Source organism: Curtobacterium sp. YC1, assembly GCF_016267665.1.
In the GTDB taxonomy this organism is placed as follows: Bacteria; Actinomycetota; Actinomycetes; order Actinomycetales; family Microbacteriaceae; genus Curtobacterium.
Map to the genome: position 1 here is coordinate 807,016 of NZ_CP066341.1, position 19,733 is coordinate 826,748.

Sequence of the window (19,733 nt, forward strand, 5' to 3'; positions counted from 1 at the left end):
GGGAGGAGTCCTCAGCGAGGCCCAACCCGGTCACAGTTCTCGCGCCGCAACCTCATCAACGAGCGTTTCGAGAGAACCCAGGGCACATCCCACTTGGCATCGGGTGAACCGTCGAGCGTATGGCTTGGTCACCGACCGAGGAACTGGTACTGCTGGCCCGTCTCGTATGCCCCTTCTGCTTCGGCGGGAGGTAGCAGCTGCATCGTCCAACGAATCACCTAGTTGAGGTCGTCCATCCCTCATGCAGTGTGCCCGTGGCGAGGATCCTCGTTCCGCGGGATGCTCGCTGCCCCGTCGGGTCGATCTGCAACCCGACGCGGCATGGTGACATCAAGCGGTTGGCCGATCATCGGGAAGCGCCGCGAACCACCGCTCGGCCTCCGCAACGCTGATCAGCGGCTTGCGCCCCAGGTACTTCGGTCGCAGCTTCCCGGTGGCGATGTCGTCACGCAGGTAGGAGACGCTGACTTCGTACGCGTCGGACATGCTCTGTACTGAGTAGGCCCGCTTACCGTCGAGTTCAGGTGAGCTCTCTGGGCGAACTCCACTGAGCTCTTCACGGATGATCTGACGGACGATGCTCTCGATGTCTCCGGCCATGTGTTCACGGTAGGCGGATCGGTCGAAGGCATGCACGAACTCTTGGACATACCAACCGCTGCTCACGAACCGGCCCATCTTCCAGCTAAGAGCGACAAGTCATCTGATGAACGGTCTATTGTGCGGCCCGCCCTGCCGCATTGCTGCCGCAAAATCACCTGTAGTCACGTGTCCTGGCCTGCTGCATCACCACGCTGCTTCGGCCTGTTTCCGCGGTCTGTTGCACTCACGTATGCCCCCGTGAAGTACGGCACCCGTTCCGCTTCAACAACTGACGCCCGGTCCGTCGTACACCAGGATGAGCGCATGACGAACGTGCAGGCAGGTTGGTACGACGACGGTTCCGGCACCATGCGGTGGTGGGACGGTTCCGCGTGGACGGAGCAGGTGCAGCCTCCGGCGCCGAGCGCTCCCGGCATCGGCGGGATGATCGATCGCATCCAGGCCGAGGCAGCCGCTGGTGGACAGCCGCGACCGGCGCAGCAGGGCATGAGCTACGTCGTGCTGCAGGTCGTGCTCAAGGAGAAGTTCTTCGGCACGGGCTCCGGTAACCTCACCGAGCTCGAGAAGGCGATCAACGCGCAGGCTGCGCTCGGGTACCGATTGCACACGATCACGACGGCGTCGTCGGGGAGCACCGGCTTCGGTGGCGGGGACCGGGTGCAGGCGACCATGGTGTTCGAGCGCCTCAACTGAGGCGGCCAGCCTGATGGCCACCGGCGGGGATGTCGAGCCAGCTGAGGCCCTGCACGACGCGTCACGTCAGCACTCCGGGTTCATCGATAGTCACCGGTACTTCCGAAAGGTCACGGACGGTCGTCGACGTCTCCTGGTCCTCCGCGACGACGCGGAGTACGAGGTGATGACCGCGCCTGCCCGGATCGTCCGTGTGTCGATGCGGACGCTCCCCGAGACGCTGGGAGCGCCCCCGGGATCACGACGAGACTTCCAGGAGTGTGAGCAGCGGGCGCGCCGGCTCCACGAAGCGGGCAGTGATCGGTGGGTCGAGTACTCGACGGGCCGCACCGTGCCGGCGGACGAGCTGATGGGCGCCACGGACTGACAGCGGACCTCGTCCCGGGAACGACGAAGCGCCGCCGAGCAGGTGCTCGGCGGCGCTTCGTGGTGGTGCTGGTGGACCTAGGCCGCGAGTGCGAGCTCGCCCGCGCGCACGGACTGCGCCTGCAGCAGGGTGCGGCTGGCCTCGCCCGCCCAGGAGCGGCCGGGCACGGTCCAGCCGGCCTCGCCGACGGCGTCGAGGCGCGTGCCCCGCGTGACGAAGACGGACAGGTCGTCGGCCGCGATGCGGACGAGGTACTCGCGCTGCGAGCGGTCGTCGCGCACGGGGAACTCGGCGATGCGGTCGGGGGTGATCGTCGGGGCCGCGAGTGCGGTCCCGAACACGGTGATGCGTTCGTTGCTGGTCATGGTGCTGTACTTCCTGGTCGTTCGGCGCCAGGGCGACTCGGTGTCGGCGGACGTCTCAGTCCGGCGCGACGCATCGAGTGCGGGGCGCACACGTCGAGCTTCGACGTGCAGCTCGTCCGTGCGGATCGAGCGGTGTCTCGAGTGGAATGCGACTCGGGTGAGTCGGTGTCGAGAGGGTGGTGTGCGCGAGTCAGATGGGTTCGCTGCAGTGCACCAAAGAGACACTATACGTGCCCGCTGTCGAGAAGTCCAGGGAACCGGGTGACGGCTTCAGGATGCGAGGAACGCGTCCCATCGGGCGCCACCGGCAGCCACGTTCCCCGAGCTGTCGAGTCGAGCGGCCGCGGACCCCGGCTTTCGCCCGGCCTGCTGGTGGACGAGCCCGCCGAACGAGGCGGAGAACCCGTCGCGCGGCAGGGCGGCGGTGACCGCGCGCAGGTCGGCCGCCCGCCAGCGGGAGAACCCGGAGCCCGAGACGTCGAGGGACGTCGCGACCTCGAGCAGGTGCCCCTCGGGGTCGACGGCGGGGTCGACGGAGGTCCACATGTGCCGCTCGATGACCTCGCCCACCCGGCGCGCACGGGCCTGGTCCCACCCAGCGCCCATCGCGAAGACGGCTCCGACCGCGCCGCTGGCGTCCTCGAAGGGGACCTGGTGGGCGTCGAACGCGGGCGTGACGCCGAGGTCGTGGAGCATCGCCGCGACGAAGAGCAGCTCGGGGTCGGGTTCGAGGTCGATCGTCGGTGCGAGCAGGACGGCCCACGCCCAGGACCGCAGGCAGTGGTGCACCAGGGGCGGTGACGACCAGGTGCGCAGGACCTCGAGTGCCCGCGCGGCGACGGGGGAGGGCGGGGTGAGGAGGGCGTCGACGTCGAGCGACATGGGATGACAGTACCGACCCGTGCAGTCGCGACCACGACCTGACTGGAGGCACGGCACCAGCTGGTGTCGCGCCTCCGGTCCGCCAGGCGGCTCAGTTCAGGGTCGGGGTGTCCTCCGGCACGACGCCGTCGGCGTACAGGTCGGTCGCCAGGTCGCGGAGCGCGCGCAGCGCGACGCGCTGCGTGAGGGGGCCGTAGGAGATGCGGGCGACGCCGAGCGCCTCGTACTCGGCGGCCGGCAGCGCACCCGGCAGGCCGATGACGGACAGCTTGCCCCGGCCGAGCCCGTCGACGAGCCGCTCGACGACGGACCGCTCGATCGCGCCGGGCACGAAGACGAGCGCTGCGCCGTTGTCCAGGAAGGCCTTGCCGCGGGCGATGGCGTCCGCGATGCTCTCGTCGATCGGACGGTCGCCGCCGCGGGCGATCGCGTCGGTGCGGGCGTTCAGTTGGAAGTCGACGCCCTCGGCCCGGGCGGCGGCGGTGATCGCGGCGACCCGGGCGACGGCCTCGTCGAAGGGGCGCAGGCGATCCTCGACGTTCGCGCCGACGATGCCGGCACCGATCGCGCGGCGGATGGTCTCGGCCGGGTCCTCGTACCCGTCGTCCAGGTCGGCGGTGACGGGCAGGTCGGTCGCGGCGGCGACGATCGCGGCTCCGGACAGGGCGAGGTCGAGGGGCATGCCGCCGTCCTCGTACCCGTACGATGCGGCGATCGAGTGTCCGGCGGTCGCGATCGCCTTCGTCTCGGGCAGGTCGCTGACGACCTTGGCGCTGATCGCGTCCCACACGTTGACGACGCGCAGGATCTCGGGGGCTTCGTGCAGCTGCTTGAGGGTGGTCGCCTGGTCGGCGGTGTTCGTGCTCATGCGGCCGACAGTAGGCCGACGGGGCGGCCCCCGGCCGCAACGCGTTCAGAAGACGACGCAGGATGACGTCGGGAGTCGCGCCGGGCCTCCTGACCGATGCATGCTGGGACGCATGGCGAGCGACGAGCAGGACCCGGTCGGCACGCTCCGCGGGGTCCGGACGAGCATCAAGTGGACGCGGTACGCGCCCGACGTGCTGCCCCTGTTCGTCGCCGAGATGGACCACGACGTCGCTCCGGCGATCCGGCAGGCGTTGATCGAACGGGTCGCGCAGTCGGACCTCGGGTACCTGGACGGCCCCGGACCGCTCGCTCCGGCGTTCGCGCAGTTCGCCCTCGACCGCTGGGGATGGCAGGTCGACCCGTCGCGGATCCACCTGGCCACCGACGTCAGCGTGGGGATCGTCGAGTCACTGCGGCTCGCGCTGCCCGACGGCGGTCGCGTGGCGATCACGCCGCCGGTGTACCCGCCGTTCTTCGAGCTCGTCGAGGAAGCCCGATGTCAGGTGGAGGAGGTCCCGCTGCTCGAGCAGTGGGGACGGTACCGACTCGACCTCGAGGGACTCGAGCGGGCCTTCGCCGGCGGGGTCGGGGTCTTCCTGCTCTGCAACCCGCACAACCCCGTCGGCCTCGTGCACGACCGGGCCGAACTCGTGGCGCTGGCCGAACTCGCGGCGAGGTACGACGTCCTGGTCATCAGCGACGAGATCCACGCGCCGCTCACGCACCCCGGTGTGCAGTTCACGCCCTTCGCGATGGTCGCCGAGCCGCTCGGAGCACGGAGCGTGTGTGTGACGAGCGCGAGCAAGGGGTGGAACCTGGCCGGGGTGAAGTGCTCCGTCATCGTGGCCGGCGACGCCCGCACCGCCGCACTCCTCGACACCCTGTGGGAGGAGGTCGCCTGCCGCACGAGCATCCTCGGGCTGCACGCGAACCTGGCGGCCTTCACGCTGGCGACGGACTGGCTCGACGACGTGGTCGCGCGCATCGTGGCGAACGACCGACTGCTCGCGAAGCTGCTCGCCGAACACCTGCCCGGCGTCGTCTACACGCGGCCACGCGCCGGGTACCTGGCGTGGCTGGACTTCCGGGGGATCGGGCTCGGCGACGACCCCGCGGTGCCGATCCGGGAGCACGCGTACGTGGCGCTCAACTCCGGGCTCGGGTTCGGGGCCCAGGGACGTGGTTTCGTGCGGCTCAACCTGGCGTGCTCGCCGCAGACCCTGCGCGAAGCCGTGTTCCGGATCGCCTCGGCGTACCCGTCGAGTGCGCAGGAGGGGCTGGTCTGGCACGTCGCGTGAGCGCGGCCGTCGAGCGAGCAGAAGACGCCGGATCGCTGGCTCGGACCCGTCGTCTTCTGCTCACTCGGGCAGGGGGCTGTCGTCAGCGCAGGTCGAGCGTCATGTGCACGTCGGCGCGGACGTAGGGGCTCGGGACGAGCTCGTCCTCGCGCAGGTGCCGGAACCCGAACGCCTCGTACAGGTGCACGGCGCTCGTGAGCTGCGCGTTGCTCTCCAGGTCGATCCGGTGCGCACCGAGCGCACGCGCCCGATCCAGTGCGGCGGTGATGAGCTTGCGCCCGGTGCCGTGTCCCTGGTGGTCGGGGGAGACCGCCATCTTCACGAGCTCGAACACGCCGGGCGTCGTCGGGACGATCCCGATGCACCCGATCACCTGGTCGTCGAGCCGGGCGACCAGGACGGCGCCGCCGCGGTCCACGACGCGGCCGACCGGGTCGCCGAGGAACACGCGGTCCTCGTCCTCGAGGGTGAAGTACCGGGTGATCCACGCCTCGTTGAGGGTGCGGAAGGCCTCGGCGTCCGCGGGGGAGGCGAGGTCGGCGATGGTGACGGACGTGGTCGTGGTCGTGGTCGCTTCGGGCATGGCTCCATCCTCGGAGCAGGATGAGGTCGCGTCCAATACTCGTTCGGGTGGATCGATAGGCTGCGTGCATGGATCGGGACCCGGACGTCGACCTGCGCCAGCTCCGCGCGTTCCTCACCGTCGCCGACGAACTGCACTTCGGTCGGGCGGCCGAGCGGCTCCGGATCGCGCAACCGGCGCTGTCGCAGCAGATCAAGCGCACCGAGCGGGCACTCGGTGTCGACCTGTTCGTCCGGACCAGCCGCAGCGTCGCACTGACGGCCGCCGGTCGGGTGCTGCAGGGTCGTGCGCGGTCACTGCTGGGCCAGGTCCGGCGTGACCTCGACGAGACCGTCCGGGTCGGGCGCGGCGAGGTCGGCCGGCTCGACGTGGGGTTCGTGGTCTCCGCCCTGCCCCTCGGCCCGATCGAGCGTGTCCAGGCGTTCCGCGATCGGTACCCGCTGGTCCGGGTGGAGCTGACCGAGGGCTACTCGTCGACGCTGCTCGCCCGGATCGTCCGCGGCGAGCTCGACCTGGCCGTCGTGCGCGACCCCGACCCGGACCCCGCCGTCCGGTTGCTGCCGTTCCGCTCCGAGGCGTTCGTCGCCGCCGTCCCGCGGGGTCACCGGTTCGCCGGGCGGCCGAGCATCCGCGGCACCGAATTGGTCGACGAGCCCTTCGTGTTCTTCCCGGCGGTCGCGGGGGCGCTCGCGACGGAGCGGAACCTCGCCCCGGTCACGGCGGGTGGCCGCCGTCCGGTGATCGTGCAGGAGGCCACGACCTGGGCGACGGTGCTGCACCTGGTCGGCGTCGGCCTGGGGGTCACGGTCGTGCCGGAGAGCGCGGCGTTGGCAGCACCGGACACCGTCGCGCTCCTGCCGCTCGAGGGCAGCGACCACCGCAGCGAGCTGGCGTGGGCGATGCGGGCGGACGACGACCGCGCCATCCTGCAGAACTTCGTGGCGGCGGACTGACCGACGGCGGACTGACCGCGGCTCAGCCCAGCGCCAGCACCGGCGCCCGGTGGTCACCGAGCTCGTCGACGTGCCACGGCCGAGCACCGCGCAGCGTCAAGCCGAGCTGCACGAGCACGAACCCCACGTGGGGCTCGACGTCCGGGTCCCACGGCCCCTCGACACCCAGGCCGAACGCCCCGAGTTCGTCGTCGGCTTCGTCCCGCAGCGTGAGACGCCACCGGCCGTCGCCGAGTTCCTCGACCACGGCCCAGCGGGCGGTGCCGAAGCGGCTCACGCCGTCTTCATGATGTCCGCGGTGAAGTTCTGCACGCGCTGCAGCAGAGCAGCGCCCCGCATGGCGATGGTCGCGGGCGGGTTGAGGTGCGGCGGCGCGGTGCGGATGAGCATCGGGCACCCGAGGTCCTCGCAGATGTACGACCCGATGGTGTTGCCGTTGCGTCCGGACTCGCCAGCGCGGGCGGCCGAGAACAGGCGGACCTGTGTGGCGGGCTGCGGGGAGTGGCAGAACGAGCACATCGCGGCGATCCCGGGGCGCAGGGAGCCCCCGGCGGAGCGGACGACGATGCCCACGGGGCGTTCGTCGATCCAGGACACGATGTAGCCCCGGCGGGCGGCCTGCGGGTCGCGCCAGCCCAGGAACTCGCGGTCGTCCCAGAGCGTCTCGTGCAGGCCGGGGATCGGCAGCTGCTCGAGTTCGTCGGGCGTCGCGTTCACGAACGACGATCGGATGTCGGCTTCGGTCAGTGGCTTCACGGTGCCTGACACCCTATGCCTCGCCACCGACAGCTGGGTCGTCAGGACAGCCGGGAGGCGCGGATCGCCCCGAGCGCGCTGCTCCCGTCCGCCACCAGGACGGCCCGGCGCAGGGCGTCGCGCCCGACGCGGCGCGCAGCAGCGTCGTCGGCCGCGAACTCGACGAGCACGCGCGTCGAGCGTGCCATCGCCCGCGCCCCGGGCACCCACGGGACCGCACGCTCGATCGATTCGGCGACCGCGACCGCAGCCGCGTGGTGCTGGGTCAGGTGGGCGCGTTCGTGGGCGACCACGGCCTCCAGTTCGTCGGTGCGCAACCGGTCTGCCAGGCCGGTGCTCACGAGGACGCCGCCGCTGCGACCGGGCACGGCGCACGCCAGGGCGTGGTCCGCCTCGACCACGGCGACCGGCGTGCCGTCGATCTCGCGGTGCGGCGCGACGCCGTTGCGCATGGCCTGGCGGACGGCCTCGTGCTCCGGGCCGGGACGCACCCGGACAGCGACGACGAACGCGACGACCGCGAGCACCGCGACGCCGACGTTGAAGCCGTGCGTGGGGGAGCCGTCGCCGCCGAACACCTCGGTGACCGGCCGGTCCGCCAGCACGACGAGCGCGATGCCCACGACGAAGCCCACGACGCCGAGCAGGACGGCGACCGACCAGCACGCCAGCGCGGTCCGCGGCAGGTCGATCGTCCAGGCGGACCGGGTCAGCACCCGGGGCGCGAACACCACCACCGCGAGTGCGAGGGCGATGAGCGCGATGCCGGCGACGACCACGGGCGGGCTCCGGTCAGGAACGGGCGCGGGCGTCGAGCGCGCGGCGCAGGGCCTCGAGGTCGTCCGAGGCGAGCGAGCCGGTGAACTGCAGCAGTGCGGCCTCACGGTCGGCCGAGGCGGCCAACGCGCTCGACATGAGCGAGGCCGTCTGCTCGTCGCGGCTGTGCACCGCGCGGAACGTCAGCGGGGCGTCGTCGTGCTGCTCCCGTTCGACCTGGCCCTTGCGGCGCAGACGGTCGAGCACGGTGAGCACGGTCGTGACCGCGGGGCGGGGTTCAGGGAACGCGTCGAGCACCTGCCGCGCGGTGCGACCACCGTCGGCGGACCGCAGCGCGTCGAGCACCGCCTGCTCGAGCTGTCCCCTGGGACGCGATCGTTGTCCGGCCATCCCCGCATTCTACGAGATGTCGAACGCCAGCGGCCGACACACGCCCGTAACGCGGCCTCGCTATGCTCGTGCGCGGACAACTGAACACCGGCCGCTCATCCGTCGCGGGAGACGCCGTGCATCGTGCCCCCGGGTACGTCGTGCCCTCGGGTACACCGTGCCCTCGGCACGCGCACGGCACCGAAGGAGCAATCCCCCCGTCAATCTCTCAGGTCCCACACCGCAGCGGACAGGCCACTCTGAAAAGCAGACGCTCGGTCGTCTCGCCCACGGTGAAAGCCGCCGGACCTCACGGGCCGCGGTGAAACTCTCAGGCCCATGACAGAGGGGGAGTTCCACCCGGCGATGGTCGCCGGGCCCTGCCGACGCCAGGAGAACTCCGCCATGAGTCCGTCCCCACTGCGGTCCTCGCCGCTCGAAGCCGTGCACGAGGCCGCCGGCGCGACCTTCACCGACTTCGCCGGGTACCGCATGCCCGTGCGCTACTCGTCCGACCTCGCCGAGCACCACGCGGTCCGTCAGGCCGCCGGTGTCTTCGACCTGTCGCACATGGCCGAGGTCGGGGTGACCGGCCCCGACGCCGTCGCCTTCCTCGACCACGCGCTCGCCGGGTCCTTCGGCGCCATGACCGTCGGCCGGGCCAAGTACTCCCTGCTGCTCGCCGAGGACGGCGGGATCCTCGACGACCTGGTCGTCTACCGCACCGACCAGGACGTCTTCCTGGTGGTCGCCAACGCCTCGAACCGCGACGTCGCGGTCGACGCCCTGACCGCACGGGCCGCCGGGTTCGACGTCGAGGTCTCCGACGACTCCGACACCACGGCGCTCGTCGCGATCCAGGGCCCCGCCGCCGCCGGCACCCTCGACGCCCTGGTCGTCGCCGACCGTCTGCAGCCCGAGAGCCCCCTCGACGAGCTCCGCTACTACCGCGTGCTGCACGCTCTGTTCGACGAGGCGGACGTGCTGATCGCCCGGACCGGCTACACCGGCGAGGACGGCTTCGAGCTCTACTGCCACCCCGACACCGCGCCGGCCCTCTGGGACGCCCTGCTCGAGACCGGTGCCGACCGCGGCGTCGTGCCGGCCGGACTCGCGGCCCGCGACACCCTGCGGCTCGAGGCCGGCATGCCCCTGTACGGACACGAGCTCGACACCGACGTGCGTCCGGCCCAGGCCGGGCTCGGTCGAGTCGTCGCGGCCGAGGGCGACTTCGTCGGTGCCGCCGGCGTCTCGCCGGCCGAGGGTGCCCGCGTGCTCGTCGGCCTCGTCACCGAGGGCCGTCGCGCGCCGCGTGCCGGCTACGACGTCGTGCACGAGGGAGAGGTCGTCGGGACCGTGACCTCGGGCGCGCTCTCCCCGACGCTCGGGCACCCCGTGGCCATGGCCTTCGTCGACCCGTCGGTCGCCGAAGCGGGGCAGCTCCTCCACATCGACGTCCGCGGAACGGCCATCCCCAGCACGGTCACCGCGTTCCCCTTCTACCGCCGCACTCCGAAAGGCTGAGCTCGTGACCGACCAGACCGCACTCCAGTACACCGCCGACCACGAGTGGCTCCTCGTCGAGGGCGACACCGTCACCGTCGGCATCACCGACCACGCCGCCGAGCAGCTCGGTGACGTCGTCTACGTCGAGCTCCCGGCCGTCGGCACGGCCACCACCGCCGGCACGCAGATCGGCGAGATCGAGTCGACCAAGAGCGTCGGCGAGCTGTTCGCCCCGATCGAGGGCGAGGTCGTGGCAATCAACGACGCCGTCGTCGACGCCCCCGACACCGTCAACCAGGACCCGTTCGGCGCCGGTTGGCTCGTGAAGATCAAGGTCGAGGGCACCTCGTTCCCCGAGGACCTGATGGACCACGACGCGTACCGGGCGTCCATCGCATGACCGCGTCCGAGAACCTGCAGACGTCGTTCGCCGACCGCCACATCGGCACCACCCCGGCCGACCAGCAGACGATGCTCGACGCGGTGGGGCAGTCGTCGCTCGACGCGCTCGTCCGTGCCGCGATCCCGGAGTCGATCCACGTCGGCCCCGTCTCCGATTCGGTGGTCCCCGCCGCCGTCGGCGAGACCGAGGCGCTCGCCGAGCTCCGCGCGAAGGCCGGCCGCAACACGGTCCGCCGCGCCATGATCGGCCTCGGGTACCACGGCACCCACACCCCCGCGGTGATCCAGCGGAACGTGCTCGAGAACCCGAGCTGGTACACGGCGTACACGCCCTACCAGCCGGAGATCTCGCAGGGTCGGCTCGAGGCGCTCATCAACTTCCAGACGATGGTGTCCGACCTGACCGGTATGGCCACCGCCGGCGCCTCGATGCTCGACGAGGGCACCGCCGTGGTCGAGGGCATGCTCCTCGCCCGCCGCGCGTCCAAGGTCAAGGGTGACGCGTTCCTGGTCGACACCGACCTGCTGCCGCAGACCCGGGCGCTGCTCGACCACCGTGCCGACGCCGTGGGCATCGAGCTCCGGACGTTCGACGCCGTCGAGGGGCCGAGCGACGAGCAGCTCGACGGGGCCTTCGGCGTCATCGTGCAGTACCCCGGGGCCTCGGGGCGCGTCGTCGACCCGTCCTCCGTGATCGAGCGGGTGCACGCCGGCGGTGGCATCGCCGTCGTCGCGGCCGACCTGCTCGCGATGACGCTCCTCGCCAGCCCGGGCGACCTCGGGGCCGACGTCGCCGTCGGCACGAGCCAGCGCTTCGGTGTCCCGCTCGGCTTCGGTGGCCCGCACGCCGGGTACCTGGCCGTCCGCGCCGGACTCGAGCGCCAGCTGCCCGGCCGCCTGGTCGGGGTGTCCTTCGACGCCGACGGGCAGATGGCCTACCGCCTCAGCCTGCAGACCCGCGAGCAGCACATCCGCCGCGAGAAGGCGACGAGCAACATCTGCACCGCGCAGGTCCTGCTCGCCGTCATGGCCTCGATGTACGCGGTCTACCACGGGCCCGAGGGGCTGCGCTTCATCGCGCACCGCGTCGCCCGCACGACGTCGGCGCTCGCCGCGGTCGCCCGTGACGTCGGGGTGCAGGTCGTGCACGACGCCTTCTTCGACACGCTGACCCTGCGTGCCGACGGCCGCGCCGAGGCCATCGTCGCCGACGCCCAGCGTGCCGGCTACCTGCTGCACGTGGTGGACGCCGACACGTTCCAGGTGTCCGTCGACGAGACGACCACGCCCGACGACGTCGCGGCGCTCGCGGGAGTGCTCGGGGCGGTGGACGTGACTGTCCCGGCGACCGAGTCCGCCGTGCGCGACGCGGCCACGGGCCTCCCGGCCGGGCTGCAGCGCGAGAGCGACTACCTGACGCACCCCGTGTTCAGCGCGCACCGCAGCGAGACCCGGATGATGCGGTACCTCAAGCACCTGTCCGACAAGGACTACGCGCTCGACCGCGGCATGATCCCGCTCGGCAGCTGCACGATGAAGCTCAACGCGGCGACCGAGATGGCCGCCGTGACCTGGCCGGAGTTCGCGAACGTCCACCCGTTCGCACCGCGCGAGGACGTCGAGGGGTACCTCGACATGATCGGCGACCTCGAGTCGTGGCTCGCCGAGGTCACCGGGTACGACACCGTGTCGCTGCAGCCGAACGCCGGCAGCCAGGGTGAGCTCGCCGGCCTCCTCGCCATCCGCGGCTACCACCTGGCGAACGGCGACACCGACCGCACCGTCTGCCTCATCCCGTCGAGCGCCCACGGCACGAACGCCGCGTCGGCCGTGCTCGCCGGCATGACGGTCGTCGTCGTCGCCTGTGACGAGGACGGCAACGTCGACCTGCAGGACCTCCGCGCGAAGACCGTGCAGCACGGTGCGCAGCTCGCGGCCCTGATGATCACGTACCCGTCCACCCACGGCGTGTACGAGCACGACATCCGCGAGGTCTGCGACGCCGTGCACGACGCCGGCGGCCAGGTCTACGTCGACGGGGCGAACCTCAACGCGTTGCTCGGGCACGCACGGTTCGGCGACTTCGGCGGCGACGTCTCGCACCTCAACCTGCACAAGACGTTCTGCATCCCGCACGGCGGTGGCGGCCCCGGTGTCGGCCCCGTCGCGGCGAAGGCGCACCTCGCGCCCTTCCTGCCGGGCCACCCGTTCGCCCAGCAGGCCGACCGGCGCACGGGAGCGACCGCCGCCGACGCCGACGGCCGCCTGGCACACGCCGGCGGTCCGGTCAGCGCGGCGCCCTACGGCAGCCCGAGCATCCTGCCGATCACGTGGACCTACGTCCGGATGATGGGGCTCGACGGGCTCACCCGCGCGACCGAGGCAGCCGTCCTCGGGGCGAACTACATCGCGGCACGCCTGCGCGACGCGTTCCCGGTGCTCTACACGGGCGAGGACGGACTCGTGGCGCACGAGTGCATCCTCGACCTCCGACCGCTGCGCGACACCACGGGCATCACCGTCGACGACGTCGCGAAGCGCCTGGTCGACTACGGGTTCCACGCGCCGACGATGTCGTTCCCCGTCGCCGGCACGCTCATGGTCGAACCGACCGAGAGCGAGGACCTCGCCGAGCTCGACCGCTTCGTGGACGCCATGCTCGCCATCCGGGCCGAGGCCGCCGCCGTCGAGCGCGGCGAGTGGCCCGCGGACGACAACCCGCTCGTGCACGCGCCGCACACGGCCTCGTCGGTCATCTCGGGGGAGTGGGCGCACGCCTACACCCGCGAGCAGGCCGTCTACCCGCTGCCGGGGATCAGCGGCCGGAAGTACTGGCCGCCGGTACGCCGCATCGACCAGGCCTACGGCGACCGCAACCTGGTGTGCGCCTGCCCGCCGATCGAGGCGTTCGCCTGACGCTCCCGCGGTGCCCTCGGGCGCCACGCGACGTGCCCCGTCCGGTCCGCCGGGCGGGGCACGCCTGCGTCCAGGGAGCGCGCCGAGGACGACGCGAGTCGGGCTGCGCGACTTGCACAGAAGTGTGGCGGAGTGCAACGCCTTTCATGCAGCTGCAACAAACAGGCAGGTGTTGCGCACCCGCGCGCGAATCTTGCATCGTCTCGCAACGATCGTGCAAGTTGGTTACCGGCTTGTAACCGTTCGCCCCAGGGTTTGGATGGCGCTGTTCACCTTGCCTACAGTGCAGATGTCAAACGCGCAGGGCGACACCGCTGTGCCCTGTGCGTCCCATGCACCAGGAGGAACCTTGATCAAGAAGCGCGCCGGGCTCGCAGCCCTCGCCGTGCTCGGGGCCACAGCACTCGCCCTGACCGCCTGCTCCAGCAACAACAGTGGGGGTGGCTCCGGTTCGTCCAACGCGTCCGGCATCGTCACCACGAACGGCAGCGAGCCGCAGAACCCGCTGATCCCGTCGAACACCACCGAGACCGGTGGCGGCAAGATCATCGACTCGCTCTTCGAAGGGCTCATCTCGTACGACGCCGACGGCAAGCCCGTCAACGAGGTCGCGAAGAGCATCGAGACCGACGACTCGAAGACGTTCGACATCACGCTCAACACGAACTACACCTTCACCGACGGCGAGAAGGTCACCGCCGAGTCCTTCACGAAGGCGTGGGACTGGGCTGCGCAGAAGTCGAACGCGCAGGGCGCGTCGTACTTCTTCGAGAACATCGAGGGCTACAACGCCGAGAAGGACTCGAAGCTGACCGGCCTCAAGGTCGTCGACGACGACGAGTTCACCGTGACGCTGAAGTCGGCGCAGTCCGACTTCCCGCTGTCGCTCGGCTACTCGGCCTTCGTGCCGCTGCCCTCTTCGTTCTACGACGACACCAAGGCGTTCGGCGAGAACCCGATCGGCAACGGCCCGTACAAGCTCGACGGTGCGGACGCCTGGACCCACAACCAGTCCATCAAGCTCGTCACCAACGAGGACTACGTCGGCAAGCGCAAGCCGAAGAACGGTGGTCTGACGATCACGTTCTACGCCTCGCAGGACACCGCGTACTCCGACGCCCAGGGCGGCAACCTCGACGTCCTCGACGCCGTGCCGGACGCAGCCTTCGCGACGTACAAGTCCGACTTCCCGGACTCGAACGTCAACCAGCCGGCCGCGATCTTCCAGGCCATCTACCTGCCCTACTACCTCGACCACTGGAAGGGTGAAGAGGGCAAGCTCCGTCGCGAGGCGGTCTCGATGGCGATCAACCGCGAGCAGATCACCGACAAGATCTTCGACGGCACCCGCACCCCGGCCAAGGACTTCACCTCCCCGGTGATCGACGGCTGGAGCGACGACCTCGACGGCGCCGACGTGCTCGAGTACAACGAGTCCGAGGCCAAGAAGCTCTGGGCCGAGGCCGACGAGATCTCGAAGTACGACGACACCCTCACCATCACGTACAACGCCGATGGTGGCCACGAGGCCTGGGTGACCGCGGTCACCAACTCGATCTCGAACACGCTCGGCATCAAGGCCGAGGGCAACGCGATCCCCACGTTCCAGGAAGCCCTGGACCTGCAGACGAACGACAAGCTCACGGGCGGCAGCCGCACCGGTTGGCAGGCCGACTACCCGTCGCTGTACAACTTCCTCGGCCCGACCATGGGTGAGGGCTCGTCGAACAACTACTCGCGCTACGACTCCAAGGAGTACAACGACCTCCTCGCCGAGGGCCGTTCGGCTGCGACCGTCGAAGAGGGCAACAAGATCTTCGACCAGGCCCAGGAGCTGCTGTTCGAGGACCTGCCCGAGATCCCGCTCTGGTACTCCAACGTGACCGGCGTCTGGAACGCGGACAACGTGTCGAACGTCGAGTTCGGCTGGAACTCGGTGCCGCTGTACTACGACATCGAGGTCAAGAACTGACCCTGGTCTCGTAGAGACCACTCCGCGGGCAGGTATCCTGCTCCGCGACCACCGGACGGGGGTTCGGGGACCACTTCGGTCCCCGAACCCCCGTACCGCGGCGGCAACACCCTCCCCACACCGCGGGCGCCCTCCCGCACCGGACATCCGTGCCGACCCTCGGACCGTCCACCCCTCACCACAATGAACCTGATCGACATCGCTCCGGACCGGGCAGTGATCTGATGCTCTGGTACCTCGGCAAGCGCCTCCTGCAACTCATCCCCGTCTTCTTCGGGGCCACGTTCCTCATCTACTTCATGGTCTTCTCGCTGCCCGGCGACCCGATCGCCGCGCTCTTCGGCGACCGGCAGCCCTCGCCGCAGGTCATCGAGACGCTCCGGCAGCAGTACAACCTCGACAAGCCGTTCCTCGTGCAGTACCTGCTGTGGATCGGCGGCGTGTTCCGCGGCGACCTCGGCCTGACCTACTCGGGTCAGCCGGTCAGCTCGCAGCTCGCCCAGGCCTTCCCGATCACCGCGCGTCTGGCGCTCCTGGCGCTCGTGTTCGAGGCCGTCGCCGGCATCGTCGTCGGCGTCATCGCGGGTCTGCGCAAGGGCAAGCTGTTCGACGCCACCGCGCTCGTCGTCTCGCTGCTGCTCATCTCGGTACCGACCTTCGTGGTCGGGTTCGTCCTGCAGTACGTGTTCGGCATCCAGCTCGGGTTGTTCCGCGTGACCGTCTCGGGTGAGGCGCCCTGGAGCGAACTCGTCCTGCCGGCGATCGTGCTCGCATCGGTGTCCTTCGCCTACATCGTGCGGCTCACCCGCGCGAGCGTCGCCGAGAACATGAACGCCGACTTCGTGCGGACCGCCACGGCGAAGGGCCTGCCGCGCCGTCGCGTCGTCGGGGTGCACATCTTCCGCAACTCGCTCATCCCCGTGGTGACCTACCTGGGTGTCGACATCGGCAACCTGATGGTCGGTGCCGTCGTCACCGAGGGCATCTTCAACATCAACGGCGTCGGCGGCACGGTCTTCCGTGCCGTCAAGCTCGGCGAAGGCCCCACGGTCGTGTCGTTCGTCGCCGTGATGGTCATCATCTTCATGCTCGCCAACCTCCTGGTCGACCTGCTCTACGCCGTCCTGGACCCGAGGATCCGCTATGCCAAGTAACCCCGCATCCCGTTCGGCGACGCACTACGTCGCGCCGATCGAGGAGACGCCGCTCCAGGCGGTCGACCAGGTCAACGTGGACGAGAAGACCCGTTCCCTGTGGACCGACGCGTGGGAGTCCATGCGGAGTCGTCCGACGTTCTGGGTCTCCTCGGTCCTCATCCTGCTGATCGTCGTCGTCGCGATCTTCCCCGGGCTCTTCACGCACGTCGACCCGCGGGCCTCGAACCTCGACTTCAGCGACGAGGGCCCGCGCGCCGGACACCCCCTCGGCTACACCCGCCAGGGCTACGACGTCTACGCACGCGTGATCTGGGGCGCCCAGAACTCGCTCATCGTGGGCCTCGTGGCGACGGTCCTGGTGTCGCTCGTCGGCATCGTGATCGGTGCGCTGGCCGGCTTCTACGGCGGCTGGCTCGACACCATCGTGTCCCGCATCGCGGACATCTTCTTCTCGATCCCGACCATCCTCGGCGCGATCGTGATCATGTCGGTGATCCCCGCCCGGAACGCGATCACCGTCGCGCTCGTGCTCGCCGCGTTCGCGTGGCCGCAGATCGCCCGCATCATGCGCGGTGCGGTCCTCAGCGCCAAGCAGTCCGACTACGTGATGGCGTCCGCCGCCCTGGGCGTCAGCCGCTTCACGACGCTGGTCCGCCACGTCATCCCGAACGCGCTGGCGCCGGTCATCGTCGTCGCCACCGTGTCGCTCGGCACGTTCATCGTCGCCGAGGCGACGCTGTCGTTCCTCGGGATCGGGCTGCCGCCGTCGGCGCTCAGCTGGGGCCTCGACATCGGCACCGCGCAGACGTCGATCCGCACCAACCCGTCGACGATCTTCTGGCCGTCGGCCGCGCTGTCCATCACCGTGCTCGCGTTCCTGCTCCTCGGTGACGTGGTGCGCGACGCGCTCGACCCGAAGGCGAGGGCCCGCCGATGAGCGAGACGCTGACCAACCCCACCAGCCGCCGCGCCGGATCCGAGGGCGCCCCGCTGCTCGAGATCACGGACCTGCAGGTCGGCTTCAAGACCCAGAGCGGCTTCGTGCAGGCCGTCCGCGGCGTGAACATGACCCTGGAGCAGGGTGAGCGCCTGGCCATCGTCGGTGAGTCCGGTTCGGGCAAGTCGACGAGCGCCCAGGCGATCATCAAGCTCCTGCCCGGCGCCGGACAGGTGACCGGCGGGTCGATCAAGTTCAACGGGCGCGAGCTCGTCGGGCTGAACGACAAGGAGATGTCGGAGATCCGCGGGAAGGAGATCGGCTACGTCCCCCAGGACCCGATGTCGAACCTCAACCCGCTGTGGTCGGTCGGCTTCCAGGTCGAGGAGGCCATCCGGGCGAACGGCATGGCCACCGGCAAGAAGGCCATCCGTGACCGTGCCGTCGAGGTCCTGCAGGAAGCCGGCCTCGGCGACGCCTCCAGCCGGCTCAAGCAGTACCCGCACGAGTTCTCCGGCGGCATGCGGCAGCGCGTGCTCATCGGCATCGGTCTGTCGAGCCGCCCGCAGCTGCTCATCGCGGACGAGCCGACGAGTGCGCTCGACGTGACCGTGCAGCGCGTCATCCTCGACCACCTCGAGACCCTGACCCGCGACTTCGGCACTTCGGTGCTGTTCATCACGCACGACCTCGGGCTCGCCGCCGAGCGCGCCGAGAAGCTCGTCGTGATGTACAAGGGCCAGGTCGTCGAGGCCGGTCCCTCGAAGGAGATCCTGGCGAACCCGCAGCACCCCTACACGCAGCGCCTCGTCGCGGCGGCGCCGTCGCTGGCGAGCCGTCGGATCCAGTCGAAGGTGCAGCACGAGCGGGTCGACATCGCGGACGCCGGCAACGACGACGCCGAGCTGATCGCCCGTGCCCAGGAGCGCGAGCACCGCCCGGCCGAGGACCTCATCGTGGTGAAGAACCTCGAGAAGGTCTACAAGCTGCGCGGCAAGAACCTCGCCACGCGCGAGCTGAAGGCCGTCGACGACGTGTCGTTCTCGATCCAGAAGGGCACCACCACGGCGCTCGTCGGCGAGTCCGGTTCGGGCAAGTCGACCGTCGCGAAGCTCGTCCTGCAGCTCGAGAGCATCACGAGCGGCTCCGTGCAGTTCGACGGCATCGACATCGGCGCGCTGAAGGGCAAGGACCTCTTCGACTTCCGCCGCCGCGTGCAGCCGGTGTTCCAGGACCCGTACGGCTCCCTGGACCCGATGTACAACGTCGGGAACACGATCGCCGAGCCGCTCGCCACGCACAAGGTGGGCGACAAGGCTTCCCGTCGCGCCCGGGTGCTCGAGCTGCTCGACCAGGTCGCGCTGCCGAAGTCGATGGTGAACCGGTACCCGAACGAGCTGTCCGGCGGGCAGCGGCAGCGCATCGCCGTCGCCCGCGCGCTCGCGCTCAAGCCGGAGGTCATCGTCCTCGACGAGGCCGTCTCCGCGCTCGACGTGCTCGTGCAGGGGCAGATCCTCGACCTGCTCACCGAGCTGCAGACCGAGCTCGGCCTGACGTACCTGTTCATCACGCACGACCTCGCGGTGGTCCGCCTCGTCGCGGACAACGTGTGCGTCATGCGTCGTGGGCAGATCGTCGAGAAGGCGACGACCGACGAGGTCTTCGCCGACCCGAAGGAGCAGTACACGAAGGACCTCCTGGCCGCCATCCCCGGCGCCGGGTTCGAGTTCGGACGCTGATCCACCTGGACACGAACGAGGCCGGTCGTCCCGTCGTCCTCCGCGCTGGTCGCGGGGGTGCGGTGGCGGCCGGCCTCGTCGCCGTCCTGGGCGTCTTCCTGCTCGGCGACGCGGCCGTCCGGGGCAGCTGGGACGTCGTGCTCCGTGCCGTCGGCCCGGTCGCGGTGCTGGTCTGGGGGCTCTGGGTCCTCACGTACCGCCCGTGCATCCGGCTCGACGACCATGCGGTGACCGTCGTCAACCCGCTCCGTCGCACCGTCGTGCCCTGGCACGCCGTCGCCGACGTCCGGTTGCGCTGGCAGATCGTGGTCGAGACCGTCGGTGGCCGGACCGTGCAGTGCTGGGGCGGCCCGTCGCTGCCCCGGCCGAAGCCGGCCCGACGCGGTGAGCGGGCCGTGCTGCGGCAGCCCGACGAGATGGTCGTGCTGCTCGACCGGTGGTCCGAGCGCCGCGACGACGCGACCGGCGGCGACGTCGTCCGCGGCTGGGACCGACCGGCGGTGCTGGTCGGCGCCGGCGCGCTGGCGCTCCTCGCCGTCTCGCTGCTCAGCCTGTGGCTGGGAGCCTGACGCGGCTCGCGATCGCGAC

21 protein-coding genes and 2 riboswitches are annotated in these 19,733 nt (G+C 70.4%); of the genes, 12 read left to right on the forward strand and 9 right to left on the reverse strand.

Annotated features, from left to right (window positions below; translation table 11 throughout):
• Positions 1 to 330: 330 nt before the first annotated feature.
• Positions 331 to 600 (reverse strand): hypothetical protein, encoded by a 270-nt coding sequence (locus I8920_RS03970; RefSeq protein ID WP_198657883.1) that lies wholly within the window; start codon positions 598 to 600, stop codon positions 331 to 333.
• 306 nt (positions 601 to 906) lie between these two features.
• Between I8920_RS03970 and I8920_RS03975 the strand changes: the two genes are divergently transcribed.
• Both I8920_RS03975 and I8920_RS03980 read left to right on the forward strand, forming a co-directional pair.
• A complete protein-coding gene (locus I8920_RS03975) occupies positions 907 to 1,296 on the forward strand; it encodes a DUF2510 domain-containing protein (protein WP_198657884.1) in 390 nt (129 codons plus the stop codon).
• A 13-nt stretch (positions 1,297 to 1,309) separates the two neighbouring features.
• Positions 1,310 to 1,663, forward strand: a complete 354-nt coding sequence (locus I8920_RS03980) for a hypothetical protein (RefSeq protein WP_198657885.1) — start codon at positions 1,310 to 1,312, stop codon at positions 1,661 to 1,663.
• 77 nt (positions 1,664 to 1,740) lie between these two features.
• Here I8920_RS03980 and I8920_RS03985 read toward each other — a convergent pair whose 3' ends face one another.
• From I8920_RS03985 to I8920_RS03995, 3 genes are all read right to left on the reverse strand, one after another.
• Positions 1,741 to 2,028 (reverse strand): hypothetical protein, encoded by a 288-nt coding sequence (locus tag I8920_RS03985; RefSeq protein WP_198657886.1) that lies wholly within the window; start codon positions 2,026 to 2,028, stop codon positions 1,741 to 1,743.
• A 270-nt stretch (positions 2,029 to 2,298) separates the two neighbouring features.
• Entirely contained in the window at positions 2,299 to 2,910 is a 612-nt protein-coding gene (locus tag I8920_RS03990; RefSeq protein ID WP_198657887.1) for an HD domain-containing protein, read from the reverse strand.
• Between the two features lie 91 nt (positions 2,911 to 3,001).
• Positions 3,002 to 3,778: an isocitrate lyase/PEP mutase family protein gene (locus I8920_RS03995; RefSeq protein WP_198657888.1), complete on the reverse strand. Its 777-nt coding sequence runs from the start codon at positions 3,776 to 3,778 to the stop codon at positions 3,002 to 3,004.
• A gap of 112 nt (positions 3,779 to 3,890) precedes the next feature.
• Here I8920_RS03995 and I8920_RS04000 point away from each other — a divergent pair, with 112 nt between their 5' ends.
• Entirely contained in the window at positions 3,891 to 5,078 is a 1,188-nt protein-coding gene (locus I8920_RS04000; RefSeq protein WP_232832814.1) for a MalY/PatB family protein, read from the forward strand.
• A gap of 82 nt (positions 5,079 to 5,160) precedes the next feature.
• On the opposite strand, the gene I8920_RS04005 is transcribed toward I8920_RS04000, so the two are convergent.
• Entirely contained in the window at positions 5,161 to 5,661 is a 501-nt protein-coding gene (locus tag I8920_RS04005; protein ID WP_198657890.1) for a GNAT family N-acetyltransferase, read from the reverse strand.
• A gap of 68 nt (positions 5,662 to 5,729) precedes the next feature.
• On the opposite strand from I8920_RS04005, the gene I8920_RS04010 reads away from it, so the two are divergent.
• The gene (locus tag I8920_RS04010) at positions 5,730 to 6,614 is read left to right on the forward strand and encodes a LysR substrate-binding domain-containing protein (protein ID WP_198657891.1); all 885 of its coding nucleotides are present in this window, start codon (positions 5,730 to 5,732) and stop codon (positions 6,612 to 6,614) included.
• A gap of 22 nt (positions 6,615 to 6,636) precedes the next feature.
• Here the strand turns inward: I8920_RS04010 and I8920_RS04015 are convergent, their stop codons facing one another.
• The 4 genes from I8920_RS04015 to I8920_RS04030 are packed head-to-tail and all read right to left on the reverse strand — an operon-like array spanning position 6,637 to position 8,537.
• A complete protein-coding gene (locus tag I8920_RS04015) occupies positions 6,637 to 6,891 on the reverse strand; it encodes a hypothetical protein (protein ID WP_111084959.1) in 255 nt (84 codons plus the stop codon).
• Positions 6,888 to 7,370: an FBP domain-containing protein gene (locus I8920_RS04020; RefSeq protein ID WP_198657892.1), complete on the reverse strand. Its 483-nt coding sequence runs from the start codon at positions 7,368 to 7,370 to the stop codon at positions 6,888 to 6,890. The genes I8920_RS04015 and I8920_RS04020 overlap by 4 nt, the downstream gene beginning before the upstream one ends.
• A gap of 41 nt (positions 7,371 to 7,411) precedes the next feature.
• The gene (locus tag I8920_RS04025) at positions 7,412 to 8,149 is read right to left on the reverse strand and encodes a M48 family metalloprotease (protein WP_198657893.1); all 738 of its coding nucleotides are present in this window, start codon (positions 8,147 to 8,149) and stop codon (positions 7,412 to 7,414) included.
• A 13-nt stretch (positions 8,150 to 8,162) separates the two neighbouring features.
• Positions 8,163 to 8,537: a BlaI/MecI/CopY family transcriptional regulator gene (locus I8920_RS04030; protein WP_198657894.1), complete on the reverse strand. Its 375-nt coding sequence runs from the start codon at positions 8,535 to 8,537 to the stop codon at positions 8,163 to 8,165.
• A 95-nt stretch (positions 8,538 to 8,632) separates the two neighbouring features.
• Positions 8,633 to 8,770: riboswitch (glycine riboswitch) on the forward strand.
• Positions 8,771 to 8,872, forward strand: a riboswitch (glycine riboswitch).
• 49 nt (positions 8,873 to 8,921) lie between these two features.
• On the opposite strand from I8920_RS04030, the gene gcvT reads away from it, so the two are divergent.
• The 8 genes from gcvT to I8920_RS04070 all read left to right on the forward strand — a co-directional run bounded on the left by gcvT (position 8,922) and on the right by I8920_RS04070 (position 19,714).
• Entirely contained in the window at positions 8,922 to 10,040 is a 1,119-nt protein-coding gene (gcvT, locus tag I8920_RS04035; RefSeq protein WP_198658608.1) for a glycine cleavage system aminomethyltransferase GcvT, read from the forward strand.
• 4 nt (positions 10,041 to 10,044) lie between these two features.
• On the forward strand, positions 10,045 to 10,422 hold the full coding sequence (gene gcvH / locus I8920_RS04040) for a glycine cleavage system protein GcvH (RefSeq protein WP_198657895.1): 378 nt from the start codon (positions 10,045 to 10,047) through the stop codon (positions 10,420 to 10,422).
• Positions 10,419 to 13,340: an aminomethyl-transferring glycine dehydrogenase gene (gene gcvP, locus I8920_RS04045; protein ID WP_198657896.1), complete on the forward strand. Its 2,922-nt coding sequence runs from the start codon at positions 10,419 to 10,421 to the stop codon at positions 13,338 to 13,340. Before gcvH ends, gcvP begins: the two co-directional genes overlap by 4 nt.
• 349 nt (positions 13,341 to 13,689) lie before the next feature.
• Positions 13,690 to 15,312 (forward strand): peptide ABC transporter substrate-binding protein, encoded by a 1,623-nt coding sequence (locus I8920_RS04050; RefSeq protein WP_198657897.1) that lies wholly within the window; start codon positions 13,690 to 13,692, stop codon positions 15,310 to 15,312.
• Between the two features lie 224 nt (positions 15,313 to 15,536).
• Positions 15,537 to 16,466, forward strand: coding sequence for an ABC transporter permease (locus tag I8920_RS04055; RefSeq protein ID WP_198657898.1), 930 nt, complete (start codon positions 15,537 to 15,539; stop codon positions 16,464 to 16,466).
• Positions 16,456 to 17,406 (forward strand): ABC transporter permease, encoded by a 951-nt coding sequence (locus tag I8920_RS04060; RefSeq protein ID WP_198657899.1) that lies wholly within the window; start codon positions 16,456 to 16,458, stop codon positions 17,404 to 17,406. Before I8920_RS04055 ends, I8920_RS04060 begins: the two co-directional genes overlap by 11 nt.
• Entirely contained in the window at positions 17,403 to 19,145 is a 1,743-nt protein-coding gene (locus I8920_RS04065; protein WP_198657900.1) for a dipeptide ABC transporter ATP-binding protein, read from the forward strand. The genes I8920_RS04060 and I8920_RS04065 overlap by 4 nt, the downstream gene beginning before the upstream one ends.
• A 62-nt stretch (positions 19,146 to 19,207) precedes the next feature.
• Positions 19,208 to 19,714 carry a PH domain-containing protein gene (locus I8920_RS04070; RefSeq protein ID WP_198657901.1) on the forward strand — a complete coding sequence of 169 codons (507 nt, stop codon included), beginning with the start codon at positions 19,208 to 19,210 and terminating at the stop codon, positions 19,712 to 19,714.
• Positions 19,715 to 19,733 lie beyond the last annotated feature (19 nt).

Excerpts from the sequence above, each read along its gene's own strand:
- I8920_RS03970 (WP_198657883.1), bottom strand. The coding sequence starts at position 600 with ATGGCCGGAGACATCGAGAGCATCGTCCGTCAGATCATCCGTGAAGAG.
- I8920_RS03975 (WP_198657884.1), top strand. The coding sequence starts at position 907 with ATGACGAACGTGCAGGCAGGTTGGTACGACGACGGTTCCGGCACCATG.
- I8920_RS03980 (WP_198657885.1), top strand. The coding sequence starts at position 1,310 with ATGGCCACCGGCGGGGATGTCGAGCCAGCTGAGGCCCTGCACGACGCG.
- I8920_RS03985 (WP_198657886.1), bottom strand. The coding sequence starts at position 2,028 with ATGACCAGCAACGAACGCATCACCGTGTTCGGGACCGCACTCGCGGCC.
- I8920_RS03990 (WP_198657887.1), bottom strand. The coding sequence starts at position 2,910 with ATGTCGCTCGACGTCGACGCCCTCCTCACCCCGCCCTCCCCCGTCGCC.
- I8920_RS03995 (WP_198657888.1), bottom strand. The coding sequence starts at position 3,778 with ATGAGCACGAACACCGCCGACCAGGCGACCACCCTCAAGCAGCTGCAC.
- I8920_RS04000 (WP_232832814.1), top strand. The coding sequence starts at position 3,891 with ATGGCGAGCGACGAGCAGGACCCGGTCGGCACGCTCCGCGGGGTCCGG.
- I8920_RS04005 (WP_198657890.1), bottom strand. The coding sequence starts at position 5,661 with ATGCCCGAAGCGACCACGACCACGACCACGTCCGTCACCATCGCCGAC.
- I8920_RS04010 (WP_198657891.1), top strand. The coding sequence starts at position 5,730 with ATGGATCGGGACCCGGACGTCGACCTGCGCCAGCTCCGCGCGTTCCTC.
- I8920_RS04030 (WP_198657894.1), bottom strand. The coding sequence starts at position 8,537 with ATGGCCGGACAACGATCGCGTCCCAGGGGACAGCTCGAGCAGGCGGTG.
- gcvT (WP_198658608.1), top strand. The coding sequence starts at position 8,922 with ATGAGTCCGTCCCCACTGCGGTCCTCGCCGCTCGAAGCCGTGCACGAG.
- gcvP (WP_198657896.1), top strand. The coding sequence starts at position 10,419 with ATGACCGCGTCCGAGAACCTGCAGACGTCGTTCGCCGACCGCCACATC.
- I8920_RS04055 (WP_198657898.1), top strand. The coding sequence starts at position 15,537 with ATGCTCTGGTACCTCGGCAAGCGCCTCCTGCAACTCATCCCCGTCTTC.
- I8920_RS04060 (WP_198657899.1), top strand. The coding sequence starts at position 16,456 with ATGCCAAGTAACCCCGCATCCCGTTCGGCGACGCACTACGTCGCGCCG.
- I8920_RS04065 (WP_198657900.1), top strand. The coding sequence starts at position 17,403 with ATGAGCGAGACGCTGACCAACCCCACCAGCCGCCGCGCCGGATCCGAG.